This is a genomic window from uncultured Flavobacterium sp. (assembly GCF_963925415.1).
Lineage (GTDB): Bacteria > Bacteroidota > Bacteroidia > Flavobacteriales > Flavobacteriaceae > Flavobacterium.
Genome location: NZ_CAWUTS010000042.1, coordinates 62,334 through 75,699, shown reverse-complemented (window position 1 = coordinate 75,699; position 13,366 = coordinate 62,334). Strand labels below are relative to the sequence as shown.

Sequence of the window (13,366 nt, the reverse complement as noted above, 5' to 3'; positions counted from 1 at the left end):
TTTGGGTAGGGTCTACCGCTATATCTTTTTTTTACAAAAAAAGGATGCCGCTTCAACCCCTAACGCAAACCCTCGTAAACCCTCGTAAACCAAAAAAACATAATTAATCAATAACAAAATGTACATACCAAACATTTATAAAAACGAAAATATAAGTCAAATAAAAGAATTTATTTCACAAAATGGTTTTGCTATTGTAGTCAGTCAAACCAATACCAAGTTTGCTGCCACACACATTCCATTGCAATTAGATAAAGACAATAATGATGAAGATATTTTAATCGGACATCTTTCAAAACAAAACCCACAAGCCATAAATATAAAAGACAATGACGAAGTTTTGGTTATTTTCAATGGACCACACGCCTACATTTCGTCTTCTTGGTATCAAAAAGAAGAAGTACCAACATACAATTACATAGCGGTTCATATTTATGGAACCATAAAAACTTTATCAAGCGAAGAATTAATGAATTCCCTAAAAAAATTGGTAGATACCTACGAACAAAACATTCAAAACCCAGTTTCTGTCGAAAAAATGTCGAGTAAAACCTTGCAACAAATTAACGGAATTGTTGGTTTTAGTATCAATATCAAAGAGATACAAGCTGCTTATAAACTTTCTCAAAACAGAAATAAAAAAGATTATCAAAACATAATTAACCAATTGGAAAACGAAGAAATTTCAAATAATAAAGAAGTTGCCAAAGAAATGAAAAACATCAAATAACCTTAATCCTTTGTCAAAGGTTTACAACTAAAATTAAAAACCTGTTAGGTTTGTTTAATAAAAAATAAAAAATGAGTAAAACCTGTTTAGAATGTGAAGATAAAATTATAGGCAGAGAAGATAAAAAGTTTTGTTCTGACGGTTGCCGCAATGCCTATAACAACAAAATGAACAAAGATCAAAATAATTTGATGCGCAACATTAATAATAAATTGCGTAAAAACTATCGAATTCTTAGTGATCTCAACCCAGACGGAAAAGGAAAAACAACAAAAACTAAATTGCTAAGTAAAGGGTTTGATTTTGATTTTTTTACGAGTATTTTGCAAACCAAAACAGGTAATATCTATTATTTTTTATACGACCAGGGCTACCGCTTTTTAGAAGACGAATACGTAATGTTAGTAAAAAAAGAAGGGTAGATTTTAGAGGAAAATGAAATGAAAGAAAAAATATCCATACTTGGAATCGGCTGGCTCGGTTTACCGTTAGCAAAAAAGTTAATTAAAATTGGTTATAATGTAAAGGGTTCAACAACTTCTAAAAACAAATTGGAACTTTTGGAAAGTAATGAAATTCAACCCTTTCAAATAGAGCTTTCTCAAGATAATATCATTGGAAACATTGAAGGTTTTTTAGCTGAAGCAGATGTTTTAATCATAAATATTCCACCCAAGTTAAGAGGTAACTCATCTGAAAGTTTTGTTGAAAAAATAAAACTATTGATTGCCAAAATTGAAAAATTAAGTGTAAAAAAAGTGCTTTTTATAAGTTCAACTAGTGTTTATGCTGATGCGTTTCCCATTGTAACAATTAATGAAAACATAATTCCAAATCCAGATTCTGAAAGTGGCAAACAATTGCTTCAAGTAGAAAACTTGTTGCTTTCTAACACTAATTTTCAAAGTATAATTCTCCGTTTTGGTGGTTTACTTGCTGAAGACAGGCATCCTATAAAATTCTTATCCGGTAGAAGTAATGTTGAAAATCCGGACGCACCCGTTAATTTAATTCATCAAAAAGATTGTATTGGGATAATTGTAGCGATTTTGAAACAAAATAAGCAAGGCAACGAGATTTACAATGCCGTAGCACCCCAACACCCCACAAAAAAAAAATATTATCACAAAAAAGCTGAAAATTCAAATCTTCCTTTACCTATCTTTACAAAAAATAAAGTGTCAAAAGGGAAACTAATTTCAAGTGTCAAAATAGAAACTGGTTTAAGTTATAAGTTTAAATACATCATTTAAATGGCCTATTATAGTGTTTTTCATGAATATATAAAAAAAACAAAAAGCGCTGTAGGGTTGCCTATAATTGCCCTTTTATGGATTAGTTTTTTTTGGGGAACTACCTGGATTGCTTCAAAAGAAGGTGTAAAGCACATGCCCGCTATGCAATTGGTAGCCTTAAGACAATTGTTTGGAGGGGTTCTTTATTTGATTTACTTTTTATACAAAAAAGCGCCTTGGCCAAATAAAAGGCAGTGGCGAAACATCTTAATATTAAGTATTTTAAACTTTATGCTTAGTAATGGTTTAAGCACCTGGGGGGTAAAGTACATCTCAAGTGGTTTGGGTGCCATTATTGGCTCTATTTTTCCTTTATGGATTGTAGTAATTAGCTTTTTTAGAGGCGAAAAAGTGTCGGCAAAGGCAGCCATCGGTTTGTTGATTTGTTTTTCTGGAATTTGTGTTATTTTTTATGATTATTTGAACGACTTTTTAAATCCTGAATTTAGATTTGGAATTCTGCTATCGGTTATTGCAACCTTTACATGGGCTTTGTCCTCTATTTACATTAGAGAAAACAGAACCAATTTTAATCCGTATTTTAGTATAGGTCTTCAAATGTTAATTTCGTGTTTTGTGATTTCTAGCGTTATTGGTATAGAAGGCTCTTCTATACCGTTGTCTCAAATTCCAGCAATATCTTGGTGGTCCATTGCTTATTTGGTTGTTTTTGGCTCTGTACTAACGTTTATTGCCTTCATTTATGCATTAGAGCATTTGCCTAAAGAAATAAGCAGTTTATACGCTTATATAAATCCTATCGTAGCCTTATTCTTTGGTTATATTTTATTTAATGAACCTTTAACTTTTCCTATTATTATTGGAGGACTTGTGACAATTATTGGCTTGTATATGGTGAATAAAGCTATAAAAAAAACATAAAAAAAACCCCAAATTTTTACATGGGGTTTAAAGTTGCTTTTAAATTTGATTACCAAATCTTAACTCTGTTTTCTGGAGCAATATACATACCATCTCCTTCTTTGATATCAAATGTTTTATAGAATGCATCTACATTTTGCAAAGGAACATAAGCTCTGTACATTCCGGGCGAATGCGGATCTGTTTTTACTTGGTTTTTTAAGGCTTCATCGCGCATTTTACTTCTCCATATGGTTGACCAAGAAATAAAGAAACGTTGTTCTGGTGTAAAACCGTTAATTAAACCGGGATTCCCGTTTTGTTTTAAGTAGATTTGAAGGCCGTCATAGGCAGCGTTTACGCCTCCTAAGTCTCCTATGTTTTCACCTAAAGTAAATTTACCGTCAACAAAAATTCCAGGCAAAGGTTGCAAGTTCGAATATTGATTAGCTAAAGCTGTACCTAGGCCCGTAAATTGTGTCAGATCTTCATCACTCCACCAGTTTATAAGATTCCCATCTGCATTATATCTTGAGCCTGAGTCGTCAAATCCGTGTGAAATTTCGTGACCAATAACCGCTCCAATCCCTCCATAATTAACAGCTTCATCAGCTCTATAATCATAAAAAGGAGCTTGTAAAATAGCTGCTGGAAATACAATTTCGTTGTTTGAAGGGTTAAAATATGCATTAACAGTTTGAGGAGACATTCCCCATTCTTCTTTGTCAACGGGTTTATTTAATTTTTCAATGTTTTCTTTATTTCCCCATTTCGAAGCATTTTTCATATTACTAAAATAGGTCCCTCCGTTTTCTGGACTTTCAATCACCAATTCCGAATAATCTTTCCATTTGTCAGGATAACCAATTTTAATTCTTGATTTTCGCAATTTCAATTTAGCATTTTCTTTTGTTGCTTTTGTCATCCAAGGTAAATTGTCGATTCTGTTTTCAAAAGCTACAAATACATTTTTAATCATGGCCTCTGCTTTAGCTTTGGCTTCTGCAGGAAATTTTTTTGCTACATATAGTTTTCCTAGGGCTTCGCCCAATGTTCCATTTACTGATGCTAGTGCTCTTTCTTCTGCAGGTCTTTGTTGAACAGCACCTGTTAATGTTTTGCCATAAAACGCCCAATTTGCATCCGCTATTTCTGTTGACAATACACCCGAAGCTTGACGCAATAACGTCCATTTCATGTAAGATTTCCAATCATCAACCTTATTTTCATTGAAAACCATTTGTAATGTTTCTAAATATTTAGGTTGAGAAACTATTACTGAATCTAGAGATCCAATTCCGATTTCTTTAAAATAAGAATCCCAATTTACTGTTGGCACTATTTTTTCAAGCTCAGAAATGGTCATAGGATTATACGTTTTTCTTCGGTCTCTTCGTTCAACACGATCAAAAGTAGCTGTTGACATTTTAGTTTCTAAAGCTAAAATAGCGGCTGCGCTTTTACTTGCTTGTGTTTCATTTGCTCCAATAAATTGTAACATACGCGCAACATGTAACGTATACTTTGATCTCTTTTCAACATTATCAGGTGCGTCTGACACATAATAGTCTCTATCAGGCAATCCCAAACTTCCTGTTCCTACATATACCACATTTCTACTGCTATTTTTAGCATCTGTACCTACGTAAGTACCAAAAAAGCCCAAACTACTTCCTTCTTTTTCCATTTCGGCCAAAAGCGAAGCTAAATCTGCTGCCGAATTAACCGCCTCAATTTTAGTTAAATAGTCTTTTAAAGGTTCTATACCTTGTTTATTTCGAGTTACCGTGTCTAAAATTGACTTGTATAAGTTTATGGCTTTTGCTTGATCTGATTTAGGGTCAATTGATTCATCATTAATTGCCTCTTTTAATATGGCCATTACATCTTCATCCGTGTTTTTTCGAAGCTCGTCAAAACTACCCCAACGGGTTCTATCGGCTGGAATTTCGGTATTATCAATCCATTTGCCATTTACAAATCTGAAAAAATCGTCAGAGGCTTTTACAGAAGTGTCCATCAAAGAGGTATTAATTCCAATTGGTGTTTCTGTTTGTGCAATTTCTTTAGTTGTTTTACACGAAAAAAACAGGGTTCCTAAAAAAAGGAAACCCATAAATGCTTTAAAATATTTATTTTTCATAGCTTTTGGTTTGTTATTTTTTTATTATTCTTTTTACGATTTGATTTTGATTATCAATGATTTTTACGAAATAAATTCCCTGAGCGGCTGTTGATAAATCTATAGTTGTTTGAAAGTTGTTTGGTTTTATATTCTTTTTTATTGCAATAATTTTTCCTGAAACATCATACACTTCAATTGATGTAGGCTCAATATCGCCCAACGAGATGTTAAAAATTCCATTTGAAGGATTAGGATATACCGCAATATTACGCCATTCAAAATTTTCACTTGACAAAACGCCTGTTACAACAAAATCATCAATATTTATCCCTCTTTGATTTACTGATTCGTCTGAGTGAAACACTATTCTAAAAAGCACACTAGATTGACCAATTAAAGCGGTTAGTGGGTGTGAGTAAGTTGTCAATGTTGTATTGGTGCCTGTCCATTGTCCTCCAGGACAATTTTGACAATCATTAGCAGTTCCAGATGAAGCATTTGTTCTATCGCTGTTATACCAATTTGTTCCTTGAGATCCTAATAGGGACCATGTTTGCCCTAAATTTGTAGAATATTCAACATAGATAATATCCCAATTTAATTCCAAATGATATTTCATTGTAAATTGAATTTGTGGATTTGTAGCACTCGATAAATCATAACATTGAGAGATGATGTATGCTTTTACTAAATCTGGATAATTACCCGTTAAATTTGTTGTATAAACCGTATTTCCATCCGACGACATTGATCCCGTATCTTTAATTCCTCTGACCCATTGAGATGTGTTGCTGCCTTCTGTATAGGTAATTAATTCATTGGAAGGGTTTGTAAAAGGGTTTGTTTCATTTAATAAACCACTATCATTTATATAAAAATTTGTTGCTCCAGAATTGTTATCCGAATAGGCATCATTTAATATTGTTGAAGTAATGTTTAGCGAATGTACTCCTCTTGTTAATGTTACTGATGGCAATGCAATAATTTGATTTTGATTGGCTGCTATACTACCAACCCAATTATAATCATTACTTATACCGTCAATTAAATAGGTAATGTTTACTTCGCTTATAGGGTTTAGTCCGTTGTTTTTTACTTGAATTTGTGGCGTAATTGTACTGTTGCAATTGATGCCTAAATTTGGACTTTGGATTTCTAAAAACTTAACATCATCGTTCGGAATTTGAACAGGGATATCTGTTTGCCAAATTCCCCTTCCATAGGTTGCTGCTGTTAATTTATTATCGTTAAGGTTTATTTCTAAATCGGTTACTGAAACGTTTGGTAAGTTTATATCAAAAGGCTCCCATGAACTCATTGTGTCATCCCTATAATAAACGCCTAAACTAGTGCCAACATATATCGGATTATCGGTGTGTCGTCCTTGATGTACTAGTGTGTTTTTTCCAATATTTGGTAATCCTGAAGAAATACTGCTAAAAACAGTACCGCCATTGGTAGATTTTAGAACTTCGCCTAAAACTCCATTAGTTGTAATATAGATCGTATTACTATCAGATGAATGTACATCTATAGCTCGAATGGTACTTGATGCCGAATATACTTCTATAAAAGTGATTCCCTTATCAATAGTTTTATATAAAGTAGATCCATTTGTAACGTACATTATATCATCATTTGATGGGTCAATGGCAATTAGTTCAAGGTTTTCTGAACCCACACTATTGGTGTTTTGAAGAGCCCATGCCAAGCCCTCTAATTTATATAATCCGTTAAATCCTGAAAACACTTCTCCAATAGAATTAATCATTAAAGGGGTAACCCAATTGCCCGTAATCCCCGAAGGGGCACTTACAGAAGAGCCTGATGAATTTCCAGCATTAGAACTGATAAACATAGCACTTCCGCTTTGAATAAAACCATAATATAAATTTTGATTTACAGGACTAATTGCTGCGTCCATTCCGTCTGCACCATAATAATTTTTCCATGATCCATTGCTGTATGCATGGCCTCCATTATCTTGTAAGCCTCCCATAATATTGTTAGACGTTTGTTTTGATACCGAAACTTTGTAAAATTGACTTATTTGAGCTCCAGCTGTTTTGTCTGTAAAGATAATACCTCCGTTTTCAGAAACATAAATTCCACCATCACTACCGCAATATAATTTACTGCCGTGAAAACCTAAATAATGAATATCGGCATGTGTATAAGATGCTGCGTTTGGAGAGCTCCAATTGTTTAATTTTGTAAAATTAGCCCCTCCATTGGTAGATTTCCAAACATTTAAACAACCCGTATAAACCTCATCTGCATTTGTATTAGAAACAGCTAGTGCTAAATCATACCAAGATTGGGTGGACTCTAATATATTTGTTGTAGCTCCAGATGTGTTTGTCCAATTTGTTCCTCCATTGGTAGATCTATAAACCCCTAATAAAGAATTATCTCCAGATGTTGCCAATATATAAATGTAATTATTATTAGCTGCCGTAACATCTAAAAGCATTCTTGATGCATCTAAAGGCAACCCTGTTGGTATGGAAACAAAACTATTTCCCGAATCTGTTGAACGATAAAACTTGTCATTAGAAACCGCATAAACAGTTGTAGGATCATTTGGTTTTAATCGGATAGAGCCTTGAGCAAAATCTCCCGACTGAACAACAGTCCATGTTATTCCAGCATTCGTAGTTCTATATAACCCAACACTTGTAGCGCACCATAAAATTTGACTGTTTGTAGGGTGAATTAAAATGTCTCCTGCAGAAGAAGAAGTGTTAACAAACGATAATCCTGTTGTGTTCCAAGTTGTGCCACCGTCAATTGATTTCATGACACCAATTGAGTACGTATTAGAAGCATCTTTATCTCCTGTTGCAATATATAATATGTTCGAATTGGAATAATCAACCGCAATGCCAGACACGCCTATTTGGGGCAAATTATCTGATAATGGGGCCCAAGAATTCGCCGAATCTGTTGATTTCCAAATACCACCTGCTGGTGTTCCTATATAAACCGTACTTGAGTTTGAAGGATCAACTTGCACAATACCTACTCTTCCCTGTCCCGAAGACCAAGAACCTGTGTTGGAATGGGTAAAAGGTCCTAATGGAAGCCAATTACTTGCCGGTGTTTGTTGATTGTTTCTGTTTGTTGATGATGCCTTTTTTTGAACAAATACAGACCACATTTGTTCGGGTGTAATTAGAGCCCCTTGAGGAGTTGTTTTATTTTCCCAATGATATTGCCATCGCATAAACGGCTTATATCCAGACCCTTTTAGGTCTTTATCATGTGTTTCCCAATATTGGTCAAATGCATTTTGCAATTCAGTGATAGTCAATAACCCTTGTTTCGATTCTTCTTTATTAATAATCCAAGGAGCAGATGAATTGTACTGCGAAAAACCAAGCGCAGTAAAAAACAAGAATAATAGTAACTTAATTTTCATATCAATATTTGTATTTATAAAACAAATATAACGAATCTAACTCAATATATTAAATATGCTTTTGTATTTTGTATTTTGTATTTTTGTAAAAAAAATACTATTTTGAAAAAATATAAAATTTTTATTCTGATTTTTGCTGGAATTTCAATCTTGGTTTTTATTGGAATTTATAGTTTACTAAAACCCCAAAAAAGACTTCCTGTTTTTAACCCTAAAGATGTAAATCCTCAATTAGTAGATAGCAGCATTCAACATGTTGGCTATTATCATAAAATTGCTGATTTTAAATTTATAAATCAAAACGGAAAAACAATTACCCAAGAGGATTATAAAAACAAAATTTATATAGCTGATTTTTTCTTTACTACCTGCCCTACAATTTGTCCTATAATGACTAACAATATGGTTTGGCTTCAAGAAAAAATTAAAGATATACCAAATATTTTATTACTGTCGCATTCTGTTACTCCTGATATTGACAGTGTTTCTGTGTTAAAAAAATACGCTCTAGAAAAAGGTGTTTTGGATGCTAAATGGAATTTAGTTACAGGTAATAAAAAAGACATATTTTATATGGCTCGAAAATCGTATTTAGCTGTAGAAACAGCGAAAACAGAAGATTTATATGATATGGTTCATACCGAAAATTTTGTGTTAATTGATAAAAAAGGTAGAATTAGAGGCTTTTATGACGGCACAAACTTAGATAAACCAACAGAAAAAGGCACAAAAAATGTTACCCAGCTTTTAGAAGATGTCCTTTGGCTATCGTCAGTAGAAAATTAAATATGACATTTATAAGCCCTTTTGTATTTAAAATTTTTACTTTTGTATTTAAATTCAATCTAAATAAGCGTGGAAATTAATTTAACTCAATTAAAAAAAGGAGAAAAAGCAACTATTTTAGATGTTAACATTGACAATATTCCGTTAAAGTTGATAGAAATGGGCTGTTTACCTGGCAATAGTATTGAATTAATTCAAATTGCACCGCTTGGTGATCCTCTATATTATAATATTAATGATTGCCATGTAGCCATTCGAATAGAAACTGCATTGGAAATCAACATCATAAAAGCAATAAGCTAATGGCTCAAAAAACTATAAAAGTTGCTTTAATTGGAAATCCAAATGTAGGTAAAACTTCTGTTTTCAATCAACTCACAGGACTAAACCAACAAGTAGGAAATTATCCTGGAATAACCGTTGAAAAAAAGCATGGGTATTCAAAATTATCTAATGAAATAAGAGCAAAAATAGTTGATTTACCCGGGACTTATAGCTTAAATGCTTGTTCAATTGACGAAAATGTTGTCATTGAATTATTGCTAAATAAAAAAGACCCCGATTTTCCTGACGTAGCAGTTGTAGTTTCTGATGTAGAAAACCTAAAAAGAAATCTTTTGCTTTTTACGCAAATTAAAGATTTAGAAATACCAACTATTTTGGTCATCAATATGAGTGATCGAATGAAGTTGAAGGGTATTGAGCTCGATATTCCGTTTTTAGAAACCAAATTAGAAACCAAAATAGCTTTGGTCAGTTCTAGAAAAAAAACAGGTATAGAAAGCCTAAAAAAATTACTCTTACATTATACAGAATTATCAATTAACTCTTGTTTAAATGCATCTTCCATTGATGTTGAATATTTTGATAAATTAAGAAAAACGTTTCCCAATCAATTGACATATAAATTATGGTTGGTCATTACACAAGATGTAAATTTTTTAAATTTAGAACGAAAAGAAATGAAAAGCTCGTTTACAAAATCACACGCTGATTTAAAACGATTGCAACAAAAAGAAACCATCAAAAGATATCAATTTATAAATGACACACTAAAAATTGGACAAAAAATTGATCAATCTAAAGCTACTAATTTTCAATCAAAATTAGATCGCATTCTAACACATCGCATCTTTGGTTATCTAATCTTTTTTTTCATCCTTTTCAGTATATTTCAATCCATATTTGAATGGTCGACTATCCCAATGGATTTTATTGACGCTACTTTTGCCAATTTAGCGAGTTATTCAAAATCACATTTGCCTGCGGGAGAATTTACTAATTTAATTAGCGAAGGTATTATTCCAGGGATAGGCGGTATTTTAATATTTATACCCCAAATTGCATTTCTGTTTTTATTTATTTCTGTACTCGAAGAAAGTGGATATATGAGCCGTGTTGTATTTTTGATGGATAAAATTATGCGTAGATATGGATTAAGCGGTAAAAGTATTGTTCCTTTAATTTCTGGAACTGCTTGTGCTATTCCGGCCATTATGAGTGCTCGAAATATTGAAAATTGGAAAGAGCGCTTAATTACTATTTTAGTTACCCCTTTTACTACTTGCTCTGCTCGTTTACCTGTTTATGCAATAATTATCTCATTAATTATTCCTGAAGATCGGCTTTTTGGCTTTTTAAGTTTACAAGGCTTAACCCTAATGCTTTTATACTTATTGGGCTTTTTTATGGCTATTTTTTCTTCTTGGGTATTAAATAAAATTTTAAAAATAAGCTCCAAAACCTATTTTGTAATTGAAATGCCGAGTTATAAAATTCCAATGTTTAAAAATGTTGGACTAAATGTATTAGAAAAAACTAGAGCTTTTGTGGGTGGTGCTGGTAAAATTATTTTAGCCCTTTCGATTATTTTATGGTTTTTAGGCTCTCACGGGCCTACCAAGGCTTTTAATGATGCAGAACACATTATTCAAACAAATTTGATTCAAAATAATAAACCCTACAGCCCCGAACATTTAGAAGAATTAACCAATTCATACAAATTAGAAAATTCTTATATAGGAATTATTGGTAAAGCCATTGAACCCGCTATTAAACCTTTAGGCTATGATTGGAAAATAGGCATCGCTGTGGTAAGTTCGTTTGCTGCTCGTGAAGTTTTTGTAGGCACATTGGCTACAATTTATAGCGTAGGAAGTCACGATGATCTAGAAAAAACAATCAAAGAACGCATGAAGGCCGAAGTAAATCCAATTACGGGTGAAAAGATTTTTAATTTTGCCTCTGGAATTTCGTTGTTGTTGTTTTATGCTTTTGCAATGCAATGTGTGAGCACACTAGCCATTGTAAAAAAAGAAACCAATTCATGGAAATGGCCTATAATTCAACTTGTTTTTATGACTGGATTTGCTTATATTGTATCGTTAATTGCTTTTCAAATTTTAAAATAATGCAAGAAGTTTTAGTTTACATAGCCCTCATAATATCGATAGGATTTTTAGTAAAAAAATTCTTTTGGAAAAAATCTTCCAAAAAATCAAAATCGTGTGGCGATGATTGTGCTTGTCACTAGCAAAGAATAGTATAATTGTTGCAATTTAAAACATAATTACCCTAGGGCACTTTTTTACTGCTTTACAAAAAAAATAAATAAAATTTTAAGCCCCCTTTTTTGTCTTAATCTTTAAAAATTAATGTCTAACCTAAGGCAACATCCAAAGTCATCATAACAATAAATCCACCAATAAATCCTAAAGTAGCTATATCAGTATTGTTAGCTTGTTGCGTTTCCGGAATTACTTCTTCTACAACCACAAATATCATTGCACCCGCAGCAAATGCTAAAGCATAAGGCAATATTGGTGTAAAAAATAATACAGCTGCCGCTCCTATAACTCCTGCAATTGGTTCTACTAAAGCAGAAGCTTGTCCGTACATAAAACTTTTTCTTCGGCTCATTCCCATTCTGCGCAATGGCATAGAAACTGCTATTCCTTCAGGAAAATTTTGAATTCCAATTCCAATAGCTAAAGTAACTGCTCCAGCAATAGAGGCTTCTGGAATTCCTGCGGCAACACCACCAAATAAAACACCAACAGCTAATCCTTCAGGAATATTGTGCAAAGTTATGGCTAAGGTTAATAATGTAGTTCTTTGCCAAGGTGATTTTATTCCTTCTGTTTCTTTAAAATTGATGTGTAAATGAGGTAAGGTTTTGTCTAAAGCAAAAATGAAAAGTGCTCCAAGTGCAAAACCAATTGCAGCCGGAATTACTTTAATAAATCCTTCTCCTGCACTCATTTCTATTGATGGTGCTAATAAACTCCAAAAACTTGCAGCAACCATAACTCCACCAGTAAAACCTAGCATTCCATCAAAAAAAGTTCGGTTCATTCCTTTAAAAAAGAAAACAAATGAAGCCCCTAAGGCGGTTACAAACCAAGTGAACATTGTGGCATAAAAAGCTGCCAAAATGGGATTAATGCTTTCTAAATAAGTTAAAACATCTTGAAACATAATTATTGTACGTATAAGTTAGTAGCTATTTTATTTGAAATCGCAATTGTATTATTATTTATTTCAACTTGTAAAATATCATCAAAAGTGTCTTTTTCTAAAATTTTAAAAGTCGAACCTAAAGCAATTTTTTGCTTGTCTAAGTATTGTAAAAACTCGGCGGAAGAGTCTTTTACTCCAACACATTTATAGGATACATTAATTTTTGCATCTGATAATAATTTTTTTTGTACTTTTTTAATTTCACCATCAGCATTTGGAATAGGGTCGCCATGTGGATCACATTCAGGAAAATTTAAAAATGCATCTAATTTATTTACCAGTTTTTCTGATTGAATGTGCTCAAGTTCTTCTGCAATTTCATGAACTTCATCCCAAGTAAAATTTAATTTTTCAACTAAAAAAACTTCCCACAAACGATGTTTTCTCACTATCATTTTTGCTGTTAATGTTCCTTTTTCGGTTAAAGATGCTCCTTGATATTTTTTATAAATTATTAAATCTTTTTCAGATAATTTCTTCAACATATCGGTTACAGAAGACGCTTTTGTTTCAAGCATTCCAGCAATTGCATTGGTATTTACACCCTTTGGCGAAACAACGGATAAATGATAAATTACCTTCAAATAATTTTCTTCTGAAGTAGTCATTATTATAAATTTTATACAAAT

Annotated in this window: 11 protein-coding genes; 7 read left to right on the top strand and 4 right to left on the bottom strand. The window is 32.6% G+C overall.

Features of this window, described 5'->3' with window-relative positions:
• Nucleotides 1–118 precede the first annotated feature (118 nt).
• From AABM47_RS03585 to AABM47_RS03570, 4 genes are all read left to right on the top strand, one after another.
• Nucleotides 119–730 carry an FMN-binding negative transcriptional regulator gene (locus AABM47_RS03585; RefSeq protein ID WP_338409554.1) on the top strand — a complete coding sequence of 204 codons (612 nt, stop codon included), beginning with the start codon at nucleotides 119–121 and terminating at the stop codon, nucleotides 728–730.
• A gap of 71 nt (nucleotides 731–801) precedes the next feature.
• Entirely contained in the window at nucleotides 802–1,152 is a 351-nt protein-coding gene (locus AABM47_RS03580; protein ID WP_338409553.1) for a hypothetical protein, read from the top strand.
• 18 nt (nucleotides 1,153–1,170) lie between these two features.
• Nucleotides 1,171–1,983 carry an SDR family NAD(P)-dependent oxidoreductase gene (locus tag AABM47_RS03575; protein WP_338409552.1) on the top strand — a complete coding sequence of 271 codons (813 nt, stop codon included), beginning with the start codon at nucleotides 1,171–1,173 and terminating at the stop codon, nucleotides 1,981–1,983.
• Nucleotides 1,984–2,907, top strand: a complete 924-nt coding sequence (locus AABM47_RS03570; protein WP_338409551.1) for an EamA family transporter — start codon at nucleotides 1,984–1,986, stop codon at nucleotides 2,905–2,907.
• A 49-nt stretch (nucleotides 2,908–2,956) separates the two neighbouring features.
• Here AABM47_RS03570 and AABM47_RS03565 read toward each other — a convergent pair whose 3' ends face one another.
• Entirely contained in the window at nucleotides 2,957–5,002 is a 2,046-nt protein-coding gene (locus AABM47_RS03565; protein ID WP_338409557.1) for a M13 family metallopeptidase, read from the bottom strand.
• Between the two features lie 40 nt (nucleotides 5,003–5,042).
• Nucleotides 5,043–8,432: a T9SS type A sorting domain-containing protein gene (locus tag AABM47_RS03560; protein WP_338409550.1), complete on the bottom strand. Its 3,390-nt coding sequence runs from the start codon at nucleotides 8,430–8,432 to the stop codon at nucleotides 5,043–5,045.
• A gap of 117 nt (nucleotides 8,433–8,549) precedes the next feature.
• On the opposite strand from AABM47_RS03560, the gene AABM47_RS03555 reads away from it, so the two are divergent.
• From AABM47_RS03555 to feoB, 3 genes are all read left to right on the top strand, one after another.
• Nucleotides 8,550–9,218 carry an SCO family protein gene (locus AABM47_RS03555; RefSeq protein ID WP_338409556.1) on the top strand — a complete coding sequence of 223 codons (669 nt, stop codon included), beginning with the start codon at nucleotides 8,550–8,552 and terminating at the stop codon, nucleotides 9,216–9,218.
• Between the two features lie 69 nt (nucleotides 9,219–9,287).
• Nucleotides 9,288–9,521 carry a FeoA family protein gene (locus AABM47_RS03550; RefSeq protein ID WP_338409549.1) on the top strand — a complete coding sequence of 78 codons (234 nt, stop codon included), beginning with the start codon at nucleotides 9,288–9,290 and terminating at the stop codon, nucleotides 9,519–9,521.
• Nucleotides 9,521–11,629, top strand: a complete 2,109-nt coding sequence (feoB, locus tag AABM47_RS03545; RefSeq protein ID WP_338409548.1) for a ferrous iron transport protein B — start codon at nucleotides 9,521–9,523, stop codon at nucleotides 11,627–11,629. Before AABM47_RS03550 ends, feoB begins: the two co-directional genes overlap by 1 nt.
• Before the next feature lie 247 nt (nucleotides 11,630–11,876).
• Here the strand turns inward: feoB and AABM47_RS03540 are convergent, their stop codons facing one another.
• Both AABM47_RS03540 and AABM47_RS03535 read right to left on the bottom strand, forming a co-directional pair.
• Entirely contained in the window at nucleotides 11,877–12,695 is an 819-nt protein-coding gene (locus tag AABM47_RS03540; protein ID WP_338409547.1) for a ZIP family metal transporter, read from the bottom strand.
• Between the two features lie 2 nt (nucleotides 12,696–12,697).
• Nucleotides 12,698–13,345: a metal-dependent transcriptional regulator gene (locus AABM47_RS03535; protein WP_338409546.1), complete on the bottom strand. Its 648-nt coding sequence runs from the start codon at nucleotides 13,343–13,345 to the stop codon at nucleotides 12,698–12,700.
• Nucleotides 13,346–13,366: the final 21 nt, after the last annotated feature.

Coding starts and splice junctions, on each gene's coding strand:
- AABM47_RS03585 (WP_338409554.1), top strand. CDS start 119: ATGTACATACCAAACATTTATAAAAACGAAAATATAAGTCAAATAAAA.
- AABM47_RS03580 (WP_338409553.1), top strand. CDS start 802: ATGAGTAAAACCTGTTTAGAATGTGAAGATAAAATTATAGGCAGAGAA.
- AABM47_RS03575 (WP_338409552.1), top strand. CDS start 1,171: ATGAAAGAAAAAATATCCATACTTGGAATCGGCTGGCTCGGTTTACCG.
- AABM47_RS03570 (WP_338409551.1), top strand. CDS start 1,984: ATGGCCTATTATAGTGTTTTTCATGAATATATAAAAAAAACAAAAAGC.
- AABM47_RS03565 (WP_338409557.1), bottom strand. CDS start 5,002: ATGGGTTTCCTTTTTTTAGGAACCCTGTTTTTTTCGTGTAAAACAACT.
- AABM47_RS03560 (WP_338409550.1), bottom strand. CDS start 8,432: ATGAAAATTAAGTTACTATTATTCTTGTTTTTTACTGCGCTTGGTTTT.
- feoB (WP_338409548.1), top strand. CDS start 9,521: ATGGCTCAAAAAACTATAAAAGTTGCTTTAATTGGAAATCCAAATGTA.
- AABM47_RS03540 (WP_338409547.1), bottom strand. CDS start 12,695: ATGTTTCAAGATGTTTTAACTTATTTAGAAAGCATTAATCCCATTTTG.
- AABM47_RS03535 (WP_338409546.1), bottom strand. CDS start 13,345: ATGACTACTTCAGAAGAAAATTATTTGAAGGTAATTTATCATTTATCC.